Below are 21,531 nucleotides of genomic sequence, written 5' to 3'. Positions count from 1 at the left end.
CGGCCGGAATGCCCTGGCGTAGGCTGGTTCGGCCGTACCCGGAAGCCTCCGGAGGCACTGGAACACGCAGCAGTACCCGACAGAGAGAAGGCCGCCAGGTGTCCGAGCTCGCAGCGACCACCCTCGATGCGCCCAGCACCGACCTGCAGGCCCTGCTCGACCGGGCCGCCGCCGGCGGCCGGATCACCCCGGAGGAGGCGCTGGAGCTCTACCGCTCGGCGCCGCTGCACGCGCTCGGCTCCGCCGCCGACGCGGTGCGCCGCCGTCGCTACGCCGGCACCGAGCACATCGCGACGTACATCATCGAGCGCAACATCAACTACACGAACGTCTGTGTGACGGCGTGCAAGTTCTGCGCCTTCTACGTGGCGCCGAAGAGCGACAAGGGCTGGTCCCGCGACCTCGACGAGATCCTGCGCCGTTGCGCGGAGACGGTCGAACTGGGCGGCACCCAGGTCATGTTCCAGGGCGGGCACCACCCGGACTACGGCGTGGAGTACTACGAACGCGCGTTCTCGGCGATCAAGGCGGACTTCCCGCAGCTGGTGATCCACTCGCTGGGCGCCTCCGAGGTCGAGCACATGTCCCGGATCTCGGGCGTCTCGATCGAGGAGGCCATCACCCGGATCCACAAGGCGGGCCTGGACTCGTTCGCGGGCGCCGGCGCCGAGCTGCTGCCGGAGCGGCCGCGCAAGGCGATCGCCCCGCTCAAGGAGTCCGGCGAGCGCTGGCTGGAGATCATGGAGGCCGCCCACGGCCTGGGCGTGGAGTCCACCTCCACCATGCTGATGGGCACCGGCGAGACCAACGCCGAGCGGATCGAGCACCTGCGGATGATCCGTGAGGTGCAGGACCGCACCGGCGGCTTCCGGGCCTTCATCCCGTACACCTACCAGCCGCAGAACAACCACCTGAAGGGGTCGACCCAGGCGACCGTCTTCGAGTACCTGCGGATGATCGCGATCGCCCGTCTGTTCCTCGACAACGTCGCCCACATCCAGGGCTCCTGGCTGACCACCGGCAAGGAGGCCGGCCAGCTGTCGCTGCACTACGGCGCGGACGACCTGGGCTCGGTCATGCTGGAGGAGAACGTCGTCTCGATGGCCGGTGCCAAGCACCGCTCCAACCTCAGCGAACTGATCCACCTGATCCGGGCCGCCGACCGCGTCCCGGCCCAGCGCTCGACCACCTACGAGCACCTGCGGGTGCTGGACGACCCGGCCAACGACCCGGTCGACCCGCGGGTCGCCTCGCACATCGCCTCCACGGCGATCGAGGGCGGCACCGCGCACCCCGAGCTGAAGATCCTCGACAACGCCTGAGGCCCCGCTGCGGTGTTGACCCTCCACCGGGCCGCCCTGGTGCTGCCCGATCCCGCCGACCCCACCGCCCCGTCGCTCGCCGACGGGGCGGTGCTGGTGCAGGACGGGTGGATCGCCGGCCTCGGCCCGTACGCCGAGCTGGCCGCCGCCCACCCGCAGGCCCGGCTGCGGGACTGGGGCGACGCCCTGCTCACGCCCGGCCTGCGCAACCCGTACGGGCACTGGCTGCTGGAACGCGCGTACCACCCCGATCCCCGCGAGGAGATCGGGGACGCGCCGGTGCCGGGGGGCCTGCCCGAGTCGGCCGACGAGACCCGCTGCGGGGCGAGCGCACGGCGCGGACTGCAGCGGATGCTCGGCTTCGGAGTGACCGCGGTGGCCGGGCCGTTCGAGCGCGCCTCGGTGCGGACGGCGGTGACCCGCTCGGGGCTGACCGCGCTGCCCGGCACGCCCGGGACGGAGGGCCCGCTGGATCCGCTCGCCGTGCTGCCGCTCGCGGCGGCGGTGCACGGCCGGCTGTCGGTCGGCGGCCCGGCCGACTTCGCGGTCTTCGGGCTGTCCGGTGCTCCCGGGGGTGCCGGCGATCCCGCGCCGCGCCCCGGTGATGTGGCGCCGCACCCCGGTGACGTCGTGCCGCGCCCCGGCGGCTCGCTGGCCACCGTGCTGGCCGGGCGGCTGGTCCACCGGCGGCGCTGACGGTCCGGTACTCGCGGGTAGTCCGACTCCTTTGTGGCGCACCGGACTTCCTCCGTGTACTGCCGAACTCGGCCGCCGACCATATGGTCTGATTGACCCTTCGTCGTGACCTGAGGGCCCGCCAGCGGATACGATCCCGGTCAGTTCACTCCGTACCCTCACCACAACCGCCCGTCCCCCGCGGGCGGCGGGGCCCGTCCCAGACCCCGAAGGCAAGCCAGGACAGGAACCATGCGATCCGCGACCGTCCCCCCGCCGCGCTCCCCGCGGTTGGGCCGTGGCTGGTACCTCACCGCCGTGCTCAGCGCCGTGCTGGCCGTCGGCATGTGCCTGCTCGGTTGGCGTCAGGCCGAGCAGGCCGACCGGATCGGTGCGCACCCGGTGAGAGTGGACGGCGTCGTCACCCAGCTGCCGACGGGCGGCGGTTCGTACTCGACCGTCAGCTACCGGGCCGCCGGCCAGCCCCACACCGCGGCCGCGCTGCCGCTGGCCGACGGCACCAAGGTCGGCGACGCGGTCTGCCTGGAACACGCCGCAGACGACCCCGGCGCGGTCCGGATCTGCGGCGACACCTACCCGCAGCCGGTCGGCGTCGGCCTGGCCCGGATCAGTGTGCCGGTGGCCGGGCTGCTCTTCCTGGTCTGCGTGCTGCGCATCCGCCGGCACCGCCGTGCGCTCGCCATCCGCACCGGCCAGGGGCGGTTCGCCACCACCGTCGCGCTCGCCACGGGGGCCCTGCCGGACGGGATGCCGGCGATAACCCAGGGCAAGCGCTCGCGCCGCAAGCGCCGTGCGGGCGGGCGCCGCGGCCACCACTGAGCGGGGTCCGGACCGGTCGCGCGGCGACGGGGCGGGCCGGTGTGAGGTGGGGCCGGGCGGGGGTCCGGTGTGCCCCCTTGCCCGGGCGGCCGGTGTCAGGGTGAACAATGGGGGCGTGACCCGAGCCTCTCTGGACAAGCAGCCGCACGAAGTCGCCGCCATGTTCGACGACGTCGCGGCGAAGTACGACCGCACCAACGACGTGATCTCCCTCGGCCAGGCCCGCGCCTGGCGCCGGGCGGTGGCCGAGGCGGTGGCCGCCGGACCGGGTGACCTCGTGCTCGACCTCGGGGCCGGCACCGGCACCTCCTCCCTGCCCTTCGTGGAGGCCGGAGCCAAGGTCGTCCCGTGCGACTTCTCGGTCGGCATGCTCAGCGAGGGGAAGAAGCGCCACCCCGAGCTGCAGCTCACCGCCGGGGACGCCACCAGCCTCCCGTTCGCCGACGGCACCTTCGACTCGGTGACGATCTCCTTCGCCCTGCGCAACGTGCACGACACCGACGTCGCGCTGCGGGAGATGTTCCGGGTCACCAAGCCCGGCGGCAAGCTGGTGATCTGCGAGTTCTCGACCCCGACCTGGACGCCGTTCCGCACGGTCTACACCGAGTACCTGATGCGCGCGCTGCCGCCGGTCGCCACCGCGGTCAGCAGCAACCCGGACGCGTACGTCTACCTCGCCGAGTCCATCCGCTCCTGGCCGGACCAGCCCGCGCTGGCAGCGAAGCTCCAGGAGGCCGGCTGGTCCAAGGTCGCCTGGCGCAACCTCACCGGCGGGATCGTCGCGCTGCACCGGGCGTACAAGGTCTCCTGACGCGGGGCCGGGGCGCGCGGGGAAGGGGCCCGCGCGCCCGCTTCCGAGTGCCCGGCCGCAGGGGCCGGGGCGGGTGCCGCCGTCGGATCCGGCTCCGGGACGGCAACTAGACTGCGGGGGACAGCCGCCGTCCCCCAGCCGCAGCTCCAGGAGAGTGCCCACCGTGTCCGAAACCGCAGCCGACCTGACGAAGCCGGACAGCCCCGTGGAGAGCACCGCGGACGTCATCGTGGTCGGCGCGGGCCCGGCCGGGTCCACCACCGCGTACTACCTCGCCCAGGCCGGTCTGGACGTGCTGCTGCTGGAGAAGACCTCGTTCCCGCGCGAGAAGGTCTGCGGCGACGGCCTGACCCCGCGCGCCACCAAGCAGCTGGTCGACATGGGCATCGACGTGTCGACCGAGAACGGCTGGCTGCACAACAAGGGCCTGCGGATCATCGGTGGCGGCGTCCGGCTGGAGCTCGACTGGCCGGAGCTGTCCGCGTTCCCCGACTACGGCCTGGTGCGCAAGCGCGCCGACTTCGACGAGCTCCTGGCCCGTCAGGCCGAGAAGGCGGGCGCCCGGCTGTACGAGCGGTGCAACGTCAGCGGCCCGGTGCTGGACGACCGGACCGGCCGGATCGTCGGTGTCACCGCCCGGCTCGGTGACGAGAAGCGCGCCGTGACCTTCCGCGCTCCGCTGGTCGTCGCCGCCGACGGCAACTCCACCCGGCTCTCCCTCGCCATGGGCCTGCACCGCCGCGAGGACCGCCCGATGGGCGTCGCCTACCGGACGTACTTCACCTCCCCGCGCCACGGCGACGACTACCTCGAGTCCTGGCTGGAGCTGTGGGACACCCGGGGCGGTCAGCGGAAGCTGCTGCCCGGCTACGGCTGGATCTTCGGCATGGGCGACGGCACCTCCAACGTCGGCCTCGGCATCCTCAACTCCTCGCCGGCCTTCGGCGAGCTGGACTGGCGCGAGGTGCTCAAGGCCTGGTGCGCCAGCATGCCGGAGGAGTGGGGTTACACCCCCGAGAACATGACCGACCCGATCCGCGGCGCCGCCCTGCCGATGGCCTTCAACCGGCAGCCGCACTACACCCGCGGCCTGCTGCTGGTCGGCGACGCGGGTGGCATGGTCAACCCGTTCAACGGCGAGGGCATCGCCTACGCGATGGAATCCGGCCAGATCGCCGCCGGCGTCATCGTCCAGGCCCACGCCCGGGTCACCGAGGCGGGCCGCGAGCGTGCCCTCCAGGCCTACCCGCGCATCCTCAAGGACGTCTACGGCGGGTACTACACCCTCGGCCGCGCCTTCGTGAAGCTCATCGGCAACCCCAAGGTCATGCAGCTCGCCACCCAGCGGGGCCTGACCCACCCGATCCTGATGAAGTTCGTCCTCAAGATGCTCGCCAACCTCACCGACCCGCAGGGCGGCGACGCCATGGACCGCATCATCAACGGCCTGGCCAAGGTCGCCCCGAACGCCTGACGTCCGCCGGCCCGCGGCCGCGCCTCCGGCGGCCGCCCGGCCGGGGTGGGCCCGGCCGGGTACGGGGTTCACCGGCCGGGTGCGGGTTCAGCCGGGTAGGGGTTCGGTGCGGGCGGCGGCTCAGCCCGTGGCGCGCACGTAGATGTCCCCGGCGCCCTGGAGGCCGGTGGGCGATGGCACCACCCAGACCTGACGGTGGCCGCTGCTGCCCGGATCCCCGGGCAGCAGGGCCGCGTCGGCAGGCTCGTCGCCGGGCAGCGCAGCCTTCAGGTCCTCCGGCAGGGGCGCCGGGCCGCCGGGCTGCGGAAGGTCGTAGGTGCGCAGGAAGTCCTCCACGTTGACGTCGATGCCTCCGCCCAGCCGGTAGTGCAGATAGCCGGTGGCCGTGCCGTCCGGCGCCCGGGCGAGCACCGCGTCCGCTGCGATGTAGTACCGCCCCTTCCCCGGATGCTGCTCGTCGCTCAGCCCCGCCAGTCGCTCGGCCCGGCTCAGGTCGGTCTCCGGTCGGGTGTGGTCCCGGGTCAGCGCGACCACACCCCACGCGACCACCGAGACCGTGAACACCACGCACAGCCCGAGGAACCCGGCGAGCAGCCACCGCAGCACCACCGGCCGCGGCGGATGCGAAGGTGACGGTGATGACGGCCGTGATGGCGCTGGTGGGGTCGTCATCGGGTCAGAGCTTCCTGGTCCGCATGTCGCTGTTGCCGCCCATGTCGAACTCCTGGGCCAAGCCGGTCCGGTGCAGGCGCTGCATGTCGTCATCGGTCACGATGCCGATGCCCGGCACCTCGGTCGACTTGCCGTGGTCCCAGTTGTACCGGTCCCGGACATGGGTCTGGTAGGTCACCGTCACCTCCGGCGGGGCGCCCGGACTGGTCGGCTTCACCTCGATCTTCGCTTGCGTGTTGTAGTGGAACGAGCCCACCGCGTAGAACCAGTCCTTGCTGCTCTCCGGCGTAGCGGACATGGGCTGCCAGCCGGTCTGCTGCACCAGGGTGACCGGCTTGCCGGTCCGCCGGTACTCCGCGAGCGCCTCGGCCTGCCAGCCGGGCAGGTTGCCGTCGAGGGTGGTGTTGACGCTGTCCTGGAAGTCGGGGATGTCCTTCAGCATGTCCTCGACGTCGAGCCCGAGCGGTTCCCCTGTGCCGGACAGGTAGTGCGCCATGGTGGCGCTCGCGTTGACGTCGCCGGACTGGAAGGGCAGACCGATCATGCCCGCGCCCAGGGTGTTGGCGAGCTTGCGGTCCCGGTCGGTCGGTTCCTCGGAGTTGTAGGCTCCGGCGCCCCGGTCATACGGGTCTGGGGGGAGTAGGACGCCGCCTTCGCCACTGAAGACCTTGCGCATGTCCCGGGCAGCGGCGAGGTCCTCGCCGACGACCCGGGTCGTCCACTGGTCGAGCCGGTCGTAGTCGACGGACGCCCTGATGCGGTCGAGCTCGTTCCCGGCAGTGTCACTGACGTCGGCTGCGTAGGTCAGGGCCGACTTCACCAGGTTGCGAACGTCCCCGGCGACGGTGGCCAGGTTCCGTGCCTCGGCCTGACCGTCCGGGTCGTTGGTGTGGCCGGCCCAGGACGGGAACTCGATGTCGCCGTCGTCCTTGACCGAGAGGCCGTGCTGCCGGGCGAGGTCGTCGGCCTCCGCCATCCACCGCCGGGCCAGCGTCAGGCCGTCCGCGGCGTTGCCCAGGGTCAGCTTCGCGGCCTCCATCTCCTGCTCGGCGATGGATAGTTCGTCGATCAGGTCGGCGAGCGAGCGGCGTCCGAGCTCGGCTGCTTCGCCGCTCCAGCCCTCCTGGAGCGTCGAGAGGACGTCGACCGCCTCGAAGCGCGCCTCCGCGGCGGCTGAGGACAGCTTGTCCCACTCTTCGGCGGCCCGGTGGAAGGCGTCCGGGGAGCACGCGCGCAGTTGGGGCACCGTGACCGGCTTGTCGAAGCGGCGTTCGTGTCCCGGGGTGACCACCTTGTCGCGGCCGTCGGGGCCGTCGTTGTCGGCAGGCGGCATCAGCCGTTCCCCTCCAGCAGCGTGGCGGCGCGGCGCAGCCCGTCGGCGACGGCGTCCTCCTGCCGGTTGTAGTTGTCCGCCGTGACCCGCAGGCCCTGTGCGAGCTGCCGCATTGCCTCGATCGTCCGCTTGGTCTCCGCCTCCCACCGGGTGGCGCAGCCGCCGAGCGAGCCGCCGACCCTCCAGTCGGCGTGGCGGCGAGCGGTGGCGTCAGACTCACCGAACCCGGTGTTCGCCGTGGTGAGCTTCCGCGCCGCCTCGTCCAGCCGGCCGGCCTGCACCGGTAGCCGTTCGGGTTCCGAAATGTATCCGCTCAACTCTGAGCCCCCTCTGCTCGGAAACGTCGTCCCTCTGTGGGGGACGTGCTCTGGCGCCGTAGGGTTCCGGGTGATCGGCTTGCAGGCGTTGGGCGTTGGGCGTTGGGCGTTGGGCGTTAGGCGTTGGGCGTTCAGCCGATTGTGGCTGGCCGATGAGGAGTTGGGTGGACGGGGCCGGCTCGCGAGGCGGTCCCGGTGCGGTTCAGTCGTCCCGGCGGCTGGTTGCCGACCGCTGCTCGACGTAGGCCAGCCGTTCGGCGAAGACCCGGGCGGCGTCCGGGGTCAGCGTGCGCAGGGCGATCAGCGCCGAGAACACCACGTCGCACAGCTCGTGCTGGACGTCCTCCCAGGTGTGGGTGACGCCCTTGCGGGGGTTCTGCCCGGTGGCGCCTATCACCGCGGCGCCGACCTCGCCGACCTCCTCCGACAGCTTGATGATCCGGAGCAACCGCTCCTCCTGGGGCGAGAGCCGGCTCTCCTCGTCCAGCCAGGCGACCACGTGCTCGACGCTCTCCCAGATCCTGCTGTCCATGCGCTGTGCTCCCGTACGGCCTCGATGTGGTGCTGCCACCGTACGGGAGCGCGGCGGGGTGGTTCAGGCGCTCAGCGGGTGCTGATCCGGACGTTGCGGATGTTCACCGGAAGGTTCGGGAACCCGTCGCCCGGGTTGTTCTGGTCGTCCTCGCCGCCGGCGGCGATCTTCTGCAGCACGTCGAGGCCCGCGGTGACCCGGCCGAACGGGGTGTAGGCGGGGGAGAGCTTGGTGTCCTTCCAGACGAAGAAGAACTGGCTGCCGTTGGTGTTCGGGCCCGCATTGGCCATCGCCACGGTGCCGGCGGGATAGGTGGCGCCGGTCAGGTTCTCGTCCGGGAAGGAGTAGCCGGGGCCACCGCTTCCGGTGCCGGTCGGGTCGCCGCACTGCAGGACGAAGATCCGCTGGGTGGTGAGGCGGTGGCAGTGGCTGCGGTCGAAGTAGTCGTGCTCGGCGAGGAAACGGAACGAGAACGTGGTGCAGGGCGCCTCTGCGGTCAGCGCCTGGAAGGTGATCGCGCCCTGACTGGTCTTCAGCGTTGCACTGTACGGCTTGGCGGCCTTTCTGGCGTCGAAGACCGGGATGCCCTTGAAGTTGTCGGCGGGCACCGCCGGGGTGTACGTGCAGGTGGTGGGTGTGGCCGGCGCCGGCGTGGTCGGCGGGGTGGCCGCGGCGGCGGTGCCGGTGGTGGCGACGAGCGGGAGGACGGTGGCGACGGCGAGCAACGCCCAGTGCTTGCGCTTCACGTGACGGGCCTTCCGGGGGGTGGTGGACGGCAGTGTTGTCATGGCGACATCATCCACGGCGCGGGGTGGATGCGATAGACGGCGGGGCGCGCGGTGCGGGCGGTGCGCCCGTGCGGCGGCATGGGTGGGCTTGCGCGCGGGGGCGTTGGTGGACGCCGTGTGTGCGGGGTCAGCCGGTCTCCGGGGCGAACAGGCCGGAGCGGGCGGCGAGGGCGGCGATGTCGGCGGCCCGCTCGGCGGTGCGGGCGTCCAGGGGTTCGCCGGTCACGAAGAGTCGGTAGTAGAGCGGCGCGGTGGCGGCCCGGATCACCTCGGTGCCGTCGGTGCCGGCGGGCAGTTCGCCGCGTTCGACGGCCCGCTCCGCCACCTCGGCGGCCTGCCGGTGGCGGGCGGCGAAGAAAGCACGGAGGGCGGCCGCTCCGACGTCGGAGCGCTGGGCGGCGGTGATGAGCGCAGTCGGGGTCGGCCCCAGCTCGGGATCGGTGAAGACGGCGAAGACCTCGTGGGTGATCAGGCGCAGGTCGCCGACGAGCTCGCCGGTGTCGGGAAGCGGCCACGGCTGGTCGGCGGAGGAGGTCAGTGCCTCGGCGATCAGGCCGTCCACCCCGCCCCAGCGGCGGTAGAGGGTGGCCTTGTGCACCCCGGACCTGGCCGCGACCGCGTCGACGGTCAGCCCGTCGTACCCCTTCTCGGTGACCTCGGCGAGCGTGGCGGCGACGACGTCCGCGCGCACCCGGGCGCTGCGCCCGCCGGGTCGGGGGGTGGGGGTCCGGTTTTCCTCGTTCAAAGTCGACTCCAGTCGCGTTAAGGCTTGCGATGGCGATGGCACCATGTCATCCTCATCTTAATGCGACTTCAGTCGCATTTCGAGTGGCCGGCCGCTCCGCCGGGCCCGCCGCTCGAATCCATCGACGCTCCTCGCGTCGTTCACTGTTGAGTTGTCAAGGAGCTTCATGACCGCCGCCATCCCCGACCACACCGCCCTGCACCCGCTCGCCGGGCACGACCGCGTCGTCCTGCTCCGCCCGCTGGTCACCGACCCGCGGATCCAGGTCGGCGAGTACACCTACTTCGACGACCCTGACGGCGCCACCCGCTTCGAGGAGCGCAACGTGCTCTACGCCTACGGCCCCGAGCAGCTGGTGATCGGCAAGTACTGCGCGATCGCCACCGGGACCCGCTTCCTGATGGCCGGTGCCGCCCACCCCACCGTCGGGGTCTCCACCTTCCCGTTCACCATGTTCGGCGGCAGCTGGACCGAGCGGACCCTCGACATCGTGACCGGTCTCCCCAGCAGGGGTGACACCGTGGTCGGCAACGACGTCTGGTTCGGGCACGGGGCCACCGTGCTGCCCGGCGTGCGGATCGGCGACGGTGCGATCATCGCCGCCGGTGCCGTGGTCACCGCCGACGTCGAGCCGTACACCATCGTCGGCGGCAACCCGGCCCGTCCGATCCGCAGGCGCTTCGACGAGGCGGACGTCGACCGCCTGCTGCGCGCCGCCTGGTGGGACTGGCCGGTCGAGCTCGTCACCGAGCACGTCCGCGCCATCATGGCCGGTACGCCCGCCGACATCGAGGCCATTGCGGAGGCCAACGGCCTGATCGCCCGCTGACGGTGGCCGGGATGGCGGCCCGCGTCCGGCATTCGAAAACCGTTGATCGCCGACTATCGGGTGCGCGAAGATGGCGGGCCCTTGGTGGGGGGCCTCCCCTGGCCCGAGATCCGTCCGACGTCGTACGGGAATCTCCTCGTCGGTTCCGTTCGCTCCGGAGGGGTCCTGTTCATGCGCGGTTCGTCGTCCTTCCTGCGTGATGTGCCTGTTCTGCTGGTCGCGGTGGTGTGGGGGTCGAGCTTTCTCGCCGTCCAGCGGGTGGCCGAGCCGGGGACGGTGGTGGCGATGCTGGTGCTGCGCTTCGGCCTCGTCCTGCCGGTGCTGGGGGTGGTCGCCTGGCGGGGGCTGCGGGGGATGTGCCGGGCCGAATGGGCTGGTGGTGCGCTCCTCGGGCTGGTGCTCGGCGGTGTCTTCCTGCTGGAGACCTACGGTGCGGTGCACACCTCGGCCACCAACGCCGGCCTGATCATCAGCCTCACCATGGTGTTCACTCCTCTCGCGGAGAGCGCGCTCGCTCGGACGCCGTTGCCGCGGGCATTCCTTGCCGCTGCCGGACTGGCTGTGCTGGGAGTCGCGCTGCTGACCGGAGGCGACGGGCTGAAGGCCCCGTCGCCGGGCGACCTGCTGGTCCTGGGAGCAGCGGTGGTGCGGACCGCGAACGTGCTGACCACGTCCCGCCTCCGGTCGATCCGGGACACCGACGTGCTGGCCCTCACCTGGGTCCAACTGGCGACCGCGACCTTGGTGTTCGCCGTCGTCGCGCCGTTCGTCGGACCGCTGCCGTGGACGGTCGCCGCCTCGTACGGGCCCACCCAGTGGGCCTGGCTGCTGCATCTGGCGCTGCTCTGCACGCTGTTCGCCTTCTTCGTGCAGATGTGGGCCGTCCGCGCCACCTCGCCGTCCCGGGTCAGCCTGCTGCTCGGCACCGAACCGCTCTGGGCCGCGGCCTTCGGCATCACCCTGGCCGGCAACCACCTCCGGCCGCTCGCCCTGCTGGGAGGTGCCCTCGTCCTGGTGGCCACCGAGTGGGGCCGCCGTACCGCCGCCGACCCGGGCCGGGACGCGGCGCGGACGGCACAGGAGGCGGCGGAACCCGCCCCGGTGTGACCGGCCGCCCTCGTCACCGGCGCCCCAGGGTGCGGCGGGCGTAGGCGAAGGTGACGAGCGCGAGGAGCGGGCCCCAGGCGACCAGCGGGAGGTAGCAGAGGGTCATGACGAGACCGGCCACGCCGTGCGGCGCGTCGGGATCGCTCATGTTGCTCTGCCAGCCGCCGAACAGGGCCGTCATGCCGAGCCAGGTCAGCACCGCGGAGCCGGCGGCGGCCGGGACGACCGCGGCGAGCGGGCGGACCGTACGGCCGCCGATCAGCGGGATCCAGCGCGGCACCACCTCGCCCCACGGGCGGACCAGGCCGACGGTGAGGAAGGCCAGCGTCTCCGCGAGGGCGCTCAGCACCACCACGTAGGCGGTGCCCCAGCCGGGGTTGTGCCGGGCGGCCGCCTCGGCGAACTCACCGCTGAAGCCGACCGGGATGCCGAGGCCGAACGCGATCCGCCAGAGCCCGGACGGCACGGTGGTCCAGACGGTGGCCCGGGCGGCCAGCTCGGCCCAGCGCGGGGCGGGCGCCGCGGTGGTGGCCGGCCGGGCGCCCCGGGCGACGGGGGCCGCCGCGCCGGTCGTGGTCGACGGTGCTGTGGCAGCGGTCGTGACGGTCATGGTGGTGGACTCCCTCCCGGCCGGCCCCGGTGGCCGGTCCGACGGTTCAAGCCTGGCGGTCGGCCGCACCGGGAGGCAGTGCCGATCGGGCTGTTCCTGCTGCTCAACAGGCGTGCGGAAATATGCCGATCGGCACAGGTGGCCGGTCGGCCGGGTCCGTACGCTGACATCAGGAAGGAGGCGACGATGAGTCAGATCCTGTCGTTGGCGGTCCCGGCGGTCGTGCTGCTCGGTTGGGCGGTGCGGGCGCGGTACGGGGTGGTGGCGGTGGCCGGTGCGGCCGGGGTGGTCTCCGTGGTTGCCACGGCCGGTGTCTGGGCCGCGGGCCGGTGGGCCGAATCCGACCGCTGGCCCGGCGTGGTCGGCCTGCTCGAACTCGCCCTCCTGCTCCTGCTCCTGCTGCTGGCGCTGCGGGCCGAGGACGGGCGGCGGTCCGCGGCGGCGGCCTGGACGATCGGCGGCGCGGTCGCGCTCTGGCCGTCCCGGTTCGCGGTGATCGTCGGGCCGGGAGAGGCGCTGACGCTCTTCGGATTCGGCTCGGTGTTCGCACTGCCGGCGGTGCTGGCCGGGTTGTACCTGCGCGGGCTGGACGAGACCAGGCGCCGCTCGGTGGCCGCCGCCAGGCGCGCCCAGCGGCTCGAACTCGCCCATGACCTGCACGACTTCGTCGCGCATGACGTCAGTGGCATGGTCGCTCAGGCGCAGGCCGGCATGGTGCTGGCCGCCTCCGACCCGATCCGGGCCGCGGCCCTGTTCGAGCGGATAGAGAAGGCTGGGCTGCAGGCGCTGGCCTCGCTCGACCGGACCGTCCACCTGCTGCGCGGCGAGGAGGCGGACGGTGCAGAACGGGGACCGCAGCCCGGCCTGGCCGAACTCGGCGCCCTCACCGACCGGTTCGCGGAGTCCGGCGGCGCCACCGTGCGGTTGGACGTCCCGCCGGACCAGCCCGGCATACCCCGGGAGGTGGCGGCGACGGCGTACCGGATCGTGGTCGAGGCACTGACGAACGTCCGCCGGCACGCACCCGCCGCACGTGTGGTGGACGTCCGGGTGCGGCGCGAAGGGCGGCGGCTGGAGGTCACGGTGCAGAACGACGGTGGCGGCCCGCAGCCGTCCGGGCCGCGGCTGGGCGAGGCCCGTCGGGGCGGAAGCGGACTGGCCGGGCTGGCGGCCAGGGTGGAGGCGCTGGGCGGGTCGTTGGCCTCCGGCCGGACGGGTGCGGACAGCTGGCGGGTGACGGCAACGATGCCACTGGAGGGTCGATGAGCATCCGGGTCCTTCTCGCGGACGACGACGAGGCGATCCGCAGTGCGTACCGGATCATTCTGGACGCGCAGCCGGACATCGAGGTGGTGGGTGAGGCCGAGGACGGCGAGGTGGCGGTGGAGGAGGCCGGCCGGCTGAAGCCGGACGTGATCCTCGCGGACATCCGGATGCCCCGGCTGGACGGGCTGGAGCTGACCCGGAGGTTGGCCGGGGAGTTCCGGGTGGTCGTGGTGACCACCTTCGACCTGGACGAGTACGTCCACGCGGCGATCCACGCGGGAGCGGCCGGGTTCCTGCTGAAGCGCTCGGGGCCGGCGCTGCTTGCGGAGGCCGTCCGGGCTGCGGTTGCCGGGGACGCACTGATCAGCCCGCAGGTCACCGTCCGACTGCTGCGGCAGCTGTCGGGCCAGGGCCAGGGCCAGGCGCAGGGGCCGGGACAGACGCAGGAGCACGGGCACGGACGGGGACAGGGCTACGGCCAGGGGCCGGAGCGGGAGAAGCAGGAACGGACGATCTCGCGGAGCGCGCAGGACCAACAGCGCCCGGCGTTGATCGAGGAACTCACTCCGCGCGAGGTGGAGATCGCCCAGCTCGTCGCCGGCGGGGCGACCAACGCGGAGATCGGTTCGGAGCTGTTCATCACCGCCGGGACGGTGAAGAACCACCTGGCCACGATCCAACGGAAGCTCGGCACCCGGAACCGCGTCGGCATCGCCGCCTGGGTGTGGGAAACCGGGGCCTGAGCACCCGGCCGCACCGTCGTCCCGCCCCACCTCCGGCGGCCCTCGCGCGCTTGTGAACGAAGGGTCAAGCAGGCGTTCGGAGTCCCGCCACCCCTCCGAGTGAGGCGCTATAACACGTCAACATGACGCCCGGAAATTTGCTCTCGGCGGAGCATAGTTGATATAGGAGCGTGGCTCTGACCAGCCGCTTCGCAGAGGAATGCGACTAGTTGTGACCATTTGACTCCTTTGCGTTGACAATTCTGGGCATGTTCGCTTTCGCCACCATTCCAGGGGTGGCGTAGATCACAAAGATCCCGGCGAACTGCGTGTCGCAGATCACAAGCCGACGGGCATAGGATGCGCTCGTTCCAGGCTTTGTGAACTGCCTCACATGAGGTGGATCTCGGGAACTGGAACGCGGGTCCACCACAGCGTGACCCGTCGGTTCCGATCTGCAGTCAAGGACGACTGGACGGAGGGAGCGGGGGCTATGAATGCCTACGCGCCGATCCTCGTACTCGGTGCCATCGCGGCGGCGTTCGCGGTCGGCTCCGTCGTGATGGCCTCACTGACCGGCCCGAAGCGTTACAACCGGGCCAAGTTGGAGGCGTACGAGTGCGGCATCGAGCCGACCCCGCAGCCTGTGGGCGGCGGTCGGTTCCCGATCAAGTACTACCTGACGGCGATGCTCTTCATCGTCTTCGACATCGAGATCGTCTTCCTCTACCCGTGGGCGGTGAGCTTCGACGCCCTGGGGATCTTCGGCCTGGTCGAGATGCTCCTCTTCATCGCCACCGTCTTCGTCGCCTACGCCTACGTCTGGCGCCGCGGCGGCCTGGAGTGGGACTGAGCGCGGGGCGGCCGCCGGCCTTGTGAACGGGCGGACAAGCCCGGACCGACGGACGAGCCCGAACGGCCGGACGAACCAGAGGACTTGAGGGCACCGAGGGCATTGAGAGGAATCTGATGGGAATCGAGGAGAAGCTGCCGAGCGGCTTTCTGCTCACGAGTGTGGAGACGGCCGCGGGCTGGGTGCGCAAGGCGTCGCTCTTCCCGGCCACCTTCGGACTGGCCTGCTGCGCGATCGAGATGATGACCACCGGAGCCGGCCGCTACGACCTGGCCCGGTTCGGCATGGAGGTCTTCCGCGGCTCCCCCCGGCAGGCCGATCTGATGATCGTGGCGGGCCGGGTGAGCCAGAAGATGGCCCCGGTGCTGCGCCAGGTGTACGACCAGATGGCCAACCCGAAGTGGGTCATCTCGATGGGTGTCTGCGCCTCCTCGGGCGGGATGTTCAACAACTACGCGATCGTGCAGGGCGTCGACCACATCGTCCCGGTGGACATCTACCTGCCCGGCTGTCCGCCCCGCCCGGAGATGCTGATGGACGCCATCCTGAAGCTGCACGACAAGATCCAGCACGAGCCGCTGGGCGCGAACCGCCGCCGGGCCGAGGAGCTGGGCGAGGCGCTGGCGCTGAAGGCCACCCCGGTCAGCGAGATGCGGGGGCTGCTGCGATGAACGACCAGGTGCCCGAGACCCGGCGCGAGCAGCCGGTCCGCGAGATCCCGGTCGAGGTGGTCGGCCGCCGCCAGGGCATGTTCGGCGCCAAGGGCAGCGGTGACACCTCCGGCTTCGGCGGCCTCACCGCCCCGGTCGCCCTCCCGCCCGCGAGCCGGCGCCCGTACGGGGGCTGGTTCGACGAGGTCGCGGACGAGCTGGAGGGGGCGCTCGAGGAGCAGGGTCTCGACCCGGCGGACGTGATCGAGAAGACCGTCGTCGACCGCTCCGAGCTCACCTTCCACGTCGCCCGCGAGCACCTGCTGCGGACCGTCCGCACCCTCCGCGACGACCCGGCGCTCCGCTTCGAGCTCTGCCTCGGCGTGAGCGGCGTCCACTACCCGGGCGACCAGGGCCGCGAGCTGCACGCCGTGTACCACCTGCGCTCGATCACCCACGGCCGGCTGATCCGGCTGGAGGTGACCGCGCCGGACTCCGACCCGCGGATCCCGTCCGTGGTCAGCGTCTACCCGACCAACGACTGGCACGAGCGCGAGGCCTACGACTTCTTCGGCCTGGTCTTCGAGGGCCACCCCGGGCTGACCCGGATCATGATGCCGGACGACTGGCTGGGGCACCCGCAGCGCAAGGACTACCCGCTCGGCGGCATCCCCGTCGAGTACAAGGGCGCCCAGATCCCGGCACCCGACCAGCGGAGGTCGTACAGCTGATGAGTACTCAGCACTACGAAGGGGCCCAGAACTCCGGACCGCAGGACCCGGGACCGCAGCACTCGGGACCGCAGGACCCGGGGCCGCAGAACGCGGAGTCCGGGCAGGAGGAGGCCCAGCACGCGGCGGCCCGCGAGACCACCGAGGGCCGGGTCTTCACCGTCACCGGCGGCGACTGGGGTGAGGTGGTCGAGGCGGTCGGCCGGGCCGACGACGAACGCATCATCGTCAACATGGGCCCCCAGCACCCGTCCACCCACGGCGTGCTGCGGCTGATCCTGGAGATCGACGGCGAGACGGTGAAGGAGGCCCGCTGCGGCATCGGGTACCTGCACACCGGCATCGAGAAGAACATGGAGTTCCGCAGCTGGGTCCAGGGCACCACCTTCGTGACCCGGATGGACTACCTGACTCCGCTGTTCAACGAGACCGCCTACTGCCTGGCGGTCGAGAAGCTGCTCGGCATCACCGGCGACGTCCCGGACCGGGCCAGCGTGATCCGGGTGCTGATGATGGAGCTCAACCGGATCTCCTCGCACCTGGTCTGCCTGGCCACCGGCGGCATGGAGATCGGCTCCACCACCCTGATGATCTACGGGTTCCGTGACCGCGAGCTGATCCTGGACGTCTTCGAGCTGGTCACCGGCCTGCGGATGAACCACGCCTACGTCCGCCCCGGCGGCCTCGCCCAGGACCTCCCGCCCGGCGCCGTCGACCAGATCCGCGAGGCGGTGAAGACGCTCCGCTCGCGGATGCACGAGTACGACAAGCTGGCCACCGGCAACCCGGTGTTCAAGGCCCGCCTGGTCGACGTCGGCTTCCTCGACCTCCCCGGCTGCCTCGCACTCGGCGCCACCGGCCCCATCCTGCGCGCCACCGGTCTGCCGCACGACCTGCGCAAGACCGACCCGTACTGCGGCTACGAGGACTACGACTTCGAGGTCGCGATCGCCGAGAGCGCCGACTCCTACGGCCGCTTCCTGATCCGGCTGGAGGAGATGCGCCAGTCGCTGCGGATCGTCGAGCAGTGCCTGGACCGGCTCCGCCCCGGTCCGGTCATGGTGGCCGACAAGAAGATCGCCTGGCCCGCCCAACTGGCCGTCGGCCCGGACGGGATGGGCAACTCGCTCGACCACATCCGCAAGATCATGGGCACCTCGATGGAGGCCCTGATCCACCACTTCAAGCTGGTCACCGAGGGCTTCCGGGTCCCGGTCGGCCAGGCGTACGCGGCCGTCGAGTCGCCCAAGGGCGAGTTGGGCGTGCACGTGGTCAGCGACGGCGGGACGCGCCCGTACCGGGTCCATTTCCGGGACCCGTCGTTCACCAATCTGCAGACGATGGCGGCGATGTGCGAGGGCGGCCAGGTCGCCGACGTGATCGTCGCGGTGGCCGGGATCGACCCGGTGATGGGAGGCGTGGACCGGTGAGCAATGTGGAACTCGGACTGCCGGCACTGCCGGCCAAGCCGTACCCCGAGGAGGTGCACGCCCGCCTGGCCGCCGACGCCGCCGAGCTGATCGGCCGCTACCCGGTGGCCCGGTCCGCGCTGCTCCCGCTGCTGCACCTGGTGCAGGCCGAGGAGGGCTTCGTCAGCCCGACCGGCATCCGGTTCTGCGCCGAGCAGTTGGACCTCACCACCGCCGAGGTGACCGCCGTCGCGACCTTCTACACCATGTACCGGCGCCGGCCGGCCGGGAAGTACCACGTCGGGGTCTGCACCAACACCCTGTGCGCGGTGCTCGGCGGTGACCAGATCTTCGAGGAGCTCCAGGAGCACCTCGGGATCCGCAACAACGAGACCACCGAGGACGGCGAGATCTCGATCGAGCACATCGAGTGCAACGCCGCCTGCGACTACGCCCCCGTGGTGATGGTGAACTGGGAGTTCTTCGACAACCAGACCCCGGAGAGCGCCCGGCAGCTGGTCGACCGGCTGCGCGCGGGCCGGGAGGTCCGCCCCACCCGTGGCGCCCGGCTCTGCAGCTTCAAGGAGTCCGCCCGGATCCTGGCCGGCTTCCCCGACGAGCGTCCCGGCGCCGTGGACGAGTCCGGCGCGGGCGGCGAGCCGTCGCTGGCCGGCCTGCGGCTGGCCCGTGGCGAGGCCCTGCCGGGCACCGGCGGCACCCGCGTCGTCTCGCCCCGGCACGAAGGACCCGGCCGTGAGGGCACCCGCCCCGAGGGCACGCGCCCCGAGGCCGACCACGCCGAGGCCGACCACGCCGAGGGCACCGACCCCGAGGCTGCCCGCCCGGAGGCCACCGGCCCCGAGGGCACCGGCCCCGAGGGCACCGGCCACGAAGGGACCGAAGCGTGATGACCTCCGCCGAGCCGGCCGAGAAGCTGCTCACCCCCGTGCTCTCCGCGTCCTGGGACGACAACCGCCCCTGGACGCTCGCCACCTACCGCCGCCACTCCGGGTACGAGGGCCTGAAGGCCGCCCTCGCCATGCCCCCGGACGACGTGATCGCCCTGGTCAAGGACGCCGGCCTGCGCGGCCGCGGCGGCGCCGGCTTCCCCACCGGCATGAAGTGGCAGTTCATCCCGCAGAACGACGGCAAGCCGCACTACCTGGTGGTGAACGCGGACGAGTCCGAGCCGGGCACCTGCAAGGACATCCCGCTCATGTTCGCCAACCCGCACGCGCTGATCGAGGGCATGATCATCGCCTCGTACGCGATCCGCTGCGACCACGCGTTCATCTACCTGCGCGGCGAGGTCGTCCCGGTGCTCCGCCGGATCCAGGCCGCGGTCGCCGAGGCGTACGCCGCCGGGCTGCTCGGCAAGAACGTCCTCGGCTCCGGCACCGACCTCGACATCACCGTGCACGCCGGCGCCGGCGCCTACATCTGCGGCGAGGAGACGGCGCTGCTGGACTCGCTGGAGGGGCGCCGCGGCCAGCCCCGGCTGCGCCCGCCGTTCCCGGCCATCGCCGGCCTCTACGCCTGCCCGACCGTGGTCAACAACGTCGAGTCGATCGCCTCGGTGCCGCCGATCCTGGCCCGCGGCAAGGAGTGGTTCAAGGGCCTGGGCACCGAGAAGTCCCCCGGCTTCACGCTCTACTCGCTCTCCGGCCACGTCACCAACCCCGGCCAGTACGAGGCCCCGCTCGGCATCACGCTGCGCCAGCTGCTGGACATCAGCGGCGGCATCCGGCCCGGGCACCGGCTCAAGTTCTGGACGCCGGGCGGCTCCTCCACCCCGATGTTCACCGACGAGCACCTCGACGTCCCGCTCGACTACGAGGGCGTCGGCGCGGCCGGCTCGATGCTCGGCACCAAGGCGCTGCAGATCTTCGACGAGACCACCTGCGTGGTCCGGGCGGTGACCCGCTGGACGGAGTTCTACGCCCACGAGTCCTGCGGCAAGTGCACCCCGTGCCGCGAGGGCACGTACTGGCTGGTCCAGCTGCTCAAGCGGATCGAGGCCGGCGAGGGCGTCGACGGCGACCTGGAGAAGCTGCTCGACATCGCCGACAACATCAACGGCAAGTCCTTCTGCGCCCTCGGCGACGGTGCGGCCAGCCCGATCGTCTCCTCGCTCCAGCACTTCCGGGCCGAGTACGAGCAGCACCTCGCCGAGCGCCGCTGCCCGTTCGACCCGGCCGCCTCCACCGTCTGGGCCGACGGCCCCCGCCCCGGCCACCAGTCCGCCACCGAAAGGGAGGTGCACGCGTGACGATCACAGAGCCATCCACCTCCACGGGCGACACGGGCGACAAGCCCGCGGTCGAGCTGGTCACGCTCACCATCGACGGCGTCGAAGTGCAGGTCCCCAAGGGGACGTTGGTGATCCGGGCCGCCGAGCAGATCGGCACCCAGATCCCGCGCTTCTGCGACCACCCGCTGCTCGACCCGGCCGGCGCCTGCCGGCAGTGCATCGTCGAGATCGAGGGCCAGCGCAAGCCGGTCGCCTCCTGCACCATCCCGGTGGCGGAGGGCATGGTGGTCCGCACCCAGCTCAGTTCGCCGGTGGCCGAGAAGGCCCAGCGCGGCGTGATGGAGCTGCTGCTGATCAACCACCCGCTGGACTGCCCGGTCTGCGACAAGGGCGGCGAGTGCCCGCTGCAGAACCAGGCGATGTCCACCGGTGACGCCGACTCCCGGTTCGAGGGGATGAAGCGCACCTACGAGAAGCCGGTCCCGATCAGCACGCAGGTGCTGCTGGACCGCGAGCGCTGCGTGCTCTGCGCCCGCTGCACCCGCTTCTCGCAGCAGATCGCCGGGGACCCGTTCATCGACCTGGTCGAGCGCGGCGCCCTGCAGCAGGTCGGCACCGGCCAGGGCGACGACTTCGAGTCGTACTTCTCGGGCAACACCATCCAGATCTGCCCGGTCGGCGCGCTCACCTCGGCGGCCTATCGTTTCCGCTCCCGCCCGTTCGACCTGGTCTCCTCGCCGAGCGTCTGCGAGCACTGCTCCTCCGGCTGCGCCCAGCGCACCGACCACCGGCGCGGCAAGGTGCTGCGCCGGCTGGCGGGGGAGGACCAGGCGGTCAACGAGGAGTGGAACTGCGACAAGGGCCGGTTCGCCTTCCGCTACGCCCAGCAGCGCGACCGGCTCACCACCCCCCTCGTCCGGCAGGACGGCGAGCTGGTCCCCGCCTCCTGGCCGGAGGCGCTGGCCAAGGCCGCAGAGGGCCTGCGCGGCGCCCGCACCGGCGTGCTCACCGGCGGCCGGGTCACCGTCGAGGACGCCTACGCCTACGCCAAGTTCGCCCGGGTGGTGCTCGGCACCAACGACGTGGACTTCCGCGCCCGCCCGCACAGCGGCGAGGAGGCGGACTTCCTGGCCGCCGCCGTCGCCGGCCGCGGCACGGACCTCGACGGCGGCGGAGTGACGTACGAGGGCCTGGAGGCCGCACCGGCCGTCCTGCTCGCGGGCTTCGAGCCCGAGGAGGAGTCGCCGATCGTCTTCCTGCGGCTGCGCAAGGCCACCCGGGCCCGCGGCCTCAAGGTGTACTCGATCGCCGCCTACGCCTCCCGGGGCCTGGCCAAGCTGCGTGGTGCGCTGCTGCCCGCGGCCCCCGGCACCGAGGCCGAGTGGCTGGCCGCGCTCGCCGCCGACGAGCCGCTGAACGACGACGCCGGCCGCGCCGCCGAGCTGCTGCGCACCCCCGGCGCGGTCATCCTGGCCGGCGAGCGGCTGGCCGCCGTCCCCGGCGCACTCACCTCCGCGCTTCAGGCCCGGCAGGAACATCCGGGCGTCGCCCAGGCACATGCGGTTGACGAAGTCGTCGAGGTCGTTGTCCCGGT

At 72.0% G+C, this 21,531-nt stretch carries 23 protein-coding genes; 16 read left to right on the top strand and 7 right to left on the bottom strand.

Annotated features, from left to right (window positions below; translation table 11 throughout):
• The first annotated feature begins 98 nt into the window (after positions 1 to 98).
• From mqnC to ABZ885_RS09415, 5 genes are all read left to right on the top strand, one after another.
• Entirely contained in the window at positions 99 to 1,322 is a 1,224-nt protein-coding gene (gene mqnC, locus ABZ885_RS09435) for a cyclic dehypoxanthinyl futalosine synthase (protein WP_360185500.1), read from the top strand.
• A gap of 12 nt (positions 1,323 to 1,334) precedes the next feature.
• Positions 1,335 to 2,018, top strand: coding sequence for a hypothetical protein (locus tag ABZ885_RS09430; RefSeq protein ID WP_360185497.1), 684 nt, complete (start codon positions 1,335 to 1,337; stop codon positions 2,016 to 2,018).
• Between the two features lie 231 nt (positions 2,019 to 2,249).
• The gene (locus tag ABZ885_RS09425; RefSeq protein ID WP_360185495.1) at positions 2,250 to 2,837 is read left to right on the top strand and encodes a hypothetical protein; all 588 of its coding nucleotides are present in this window, start codon (positions 2,250 to 2,252) and stop codon (positions 2,835 to 2,837) included.
• Positions 2,838 to 2,952: 115 nt separating this feature from the next.
• Positions 2,953 to 3,648: a demethylmenaquinone methyltransferase gene (locus tag ABZ885_RS09420; RefSeq protein ID WP_360185492.1), complete on the top strand. Its 696-nt coding sequence runs from the start codon at positions 2,953 to 2,955 to the stop codon at positions 3,646 to 3,648.
• Positions 3,649 to 3,832: 184 nt separating this feature from the next.
• Complete coding sequence (locus ABZ885_RS09415; protein ID WP_360185551.1) at positions 3,833 to 5,122, top strand: geranylgeranyl reductase family protein; 1,290 nt, start codon at positions 3,833 to 3,835, stop codon at positions 5,120 to 5,122.
• 120 nt (positions 5,123 to 5,242) lie between these two features.
• Here ABZ885_RS09415 and ABZ885_RS09410 read toward each other — a convergent pair whose 3' ends face one another.
• From ABZ885_RS09410 to ABZ885_RS09385, 6 genes are all read right to left on the bottom strand, one after another.
• Entirely contained in the window at positions 5,243 to 5,731 is a 489-nt protein-coding gene (locus tag ABZ885_RS09410; RefSeq protein WP_360185490.1) for a hypothetical protein, read from the bottom strand.
• Positions 5,732 to 5,798: 67 nt separating this feature from the next.
• The gene (locus tag ABZ885_RS09405; RefSeq protein WP_360185487.1) at positions 5,799 to 7,127 is read right to left on the bottom strand and encodes a hypothetical protein; all 1,329 of its coding nucleotides are present in this window, start codon (positions 7,125 to 7,127) and stop codon (positions 5,799 to 5,801) included.
• Positions 7,127 to 7,444, bottom strand: coding sequence for a type VII secretion target (locus ABZ885_RS09400; RefSeq protein WP_360185485.1), 318 nt, complete (start codon positions 7,442 to 7,444; stop codon positions 7,127 to 7,129). Before ABZ885_RS09400 ends, ABZ885_RS09405 begins: the two co-directional genes overlap by 1 nt.
• A 202-nt stretch (positions 7,445 to 7,646) precedes the next feature.
• A complete protein-coding gene (locus ABZ885_RS09395) occupies positions 7,647 to 7,976 on the bottom strand; it encodes a MazG-like family protein (RefSeq protein ID WP_360185482.1) in 330 nt (109 codons plus the stop codon).
• A gap of 71 nt (positions 7,977 to 8,047) precedes the next feature.
• A complete protein-coding gene (locus ABZ885_RS09390; RefSeq protein WP_360185479.1) occupies positions 8,048 to 8,764 on the bottom strand; it encodes a peptidylprolyl isomerase in 717 nt (238 codons plus the stop codon).
• A gap of 127 nt (positions 8,765 to 8,891) precedes the next feature.
• A complete protein-coding gene (locus tag ABZ885_RS09385) occupies positions 8,892 to 9,509 on the bottom strand; it encodes a TetR/AcrR family transcriptional regulator (RefSeq protein ID WP_360185476.1) in 618 nt (205 codons plus the stop codon).
• A 166-nt stretch (positions 9,510 to 9,675) separates the two neighbouring features.
• On the opposite strand from ABZ885_RS09385, the gene ABZ885_RS09380 reads away from it, so the two are divergent.
• Complete coding sequence (locus tag ABZ885_RS09380; protein WP_360185473.1) at positions 9,676 to 10,338, top strand: CatB-related O-acetyltransferase; 663 nt, start codon at positions 9,676 to 9,678, stop codon at positions 10,336 to 10,338.
• Positions 10,339 to 10,509: 171 nt separating this feature from the next.
• Entirely contained in the window at positions 10,510 to 11,445 is a 936-nt protein-coding gene (locus ABZ885_RS09375) for a DMT family transporter (protein WP_360185471.1), read from the top strand.
• Between the two features lie 13 nt (positions 11,446 to 11,458).
• On the opposite strand, the gene ABZ885_RS09370 is transcribed toward ABZ885_RS09375, so the two are convergent.
• Positions 11,459 to 12,055 carry a hypothetical protein gene (locus ABZ885_RS09370; RefSeq protein WP_360185468.1) on the bottom strand — a complete coding sequence of 199 codons (597 nt, stop codon included), beginning with the start codon at positions 12,053 to 12,055 and terminating at the stop codon, positions 11,459 to 11,461.
• A gap of 186 nt (positions 12,056 to 12,241) precedes the next feature.
• Between ABZ885_RS09370 and ABZ885_RS09365 the strand changes: the two genes are divergently transcribed.
• The 9 genes from ABZ885_RS09365 to ABZ885_RS09325 all read left to right on the top strand — a co-directional run.
• The gene (locus tag ABZ885_RS09365; RefSeq protein WP_360185465.1) at positions 12,242 to 13,321 is read left to right on the top strand and encodes a histidine kinase; all 1,080 of its coding nucleotides are present in this window, start codon (positions 12,242 to 12,244) and stop codon (positions 13,319 to 13,321) included.
• On the top strand, positions 13,318 to 14,064 hold the full coding sequence (locus ABZ885_RS09360) for a response regulator transcription factor (RefSeq protein ID WP_360185462.1): 747 nt from the start codon (positions 13,318 to 13,320) through the stop codon (positions 14,062 to 14,064). The genes ABZ885_RS09365 and ABZ885_RS09360 overlap by 4 nt, the downstream gene beginning before the upstream one ends.
• 472 nt (positions 14,065 to 14,536) lie before the next feature.
• Positions 14,537 to 14,896 carry an NADH-quinone oxidoreductase subunit A gene (locus tag ABZ885_RS09355; protein WP_014137597.1) on the top strand — a complete coding sequence of 120 codons (360 nt, stop codon included), beginning with the start codon at positions 14,537 to 14,539 and terminating at the stop codon, positions 14,894 to 14,896.
• Positions 14,897 to 15,012: 116 nt separating this feature from the next.
• On the top strand, positions 15,013 to 15,567 hold the full coding sequence (locus ABZ885_RS09350; RefSeq protein ID WP_360185459.1) for an NADH-quinone oxidoreductase subunit B family protein: 555 nt from the start codon (positions 15,013 to 15,015) through the stop codon (positions 15,565 to 15,567).
• On the top strand, positions 15,564 to 16,277 hold the full coding sequence (locus tag ABZ885_RS09345; RefSeq protein WP_360185456.1) for an NADH-quinone oxidoreductase subunit C: 714 nt from the start codon (positions 15,564 to 15,566) through the stop codon (positions 16,275 to 16,277). Before ABZ885_RS09350 ends, ABZ885_RS09345 begins: the two co-directional genes overlap by 4 nt.
• Positions 16,277 to 17,707: an NADH-quinone oxidoreductase subunit D gene (locus ABZ885_RS09340; RefSeq protein ID WP_360185453.1), complete on the top strand. Its 1,431-nt coding sequence runs from the start codon at positions 16,277 to 16,279 to the stop codon at positions 17,705 to 17,707. Before ABZ885_RS09345 ends, ABZ885_RS09340 begins: the two co-directional genes overlap by 1 nt.
• Positions 17,704 to 18,594: an NADH-quinone oxidoreductase subunit NuoE gene (nuoE, locus tag ABZ885_RS09335; RefSeq protein ID WP_360185450.1), complete on the top strand. Its 891-nt coding sequence runs from the start codon at positions 17,704 to 17,706 to the stop codon at positions 18,592 to 18,594. The genes ABZ885_RS09340 and nuoE overlap by 4 nt, the downstream gene beginning before the upstream one ends.
• Complete coding sequence (gene nuoF, locus ABZ885_RS09330) at positions 18,594 to 19,955, top strand: NADH-quinone oxidoreductase subunit NuoF (RefSeq protein ID WP_360185448.1); 1,362 nt, start codon at positions 18,594 to 18,596, stop codon at positions 19,953 to 19,955. Before nuoE ends, nuoF begins: the two co-directional genes overlap by 1 nt.
• Positions 19,952 to 21,531 (top strand): NADH-quinone oxidoreductase subunit G (locus tag ABZ885_RS09325; protein WP_360185445.1); only part of this gene is annotated, 1,580 nt, incomplete at its 3' end. The genes nuoF and ABZ885_RS09325, both read left to right, overlap by 4 nt.

The sequence above is a fragment of the Kitasatospora sp. NPDC047058 genome (assembly GCF_040643935.1).
Taxonomy (GTDB): domain Bacteria; phylum Actinomycetota; class Actinomycetes; order Streptomycetales; family Streptomycetaceae; genus Kitasatospora.
The sequence above is the reverse complement of the archived record's forward strand: the minus strand, read 5'-3'. Positions and strand labels throughout refer to the sequence as shown.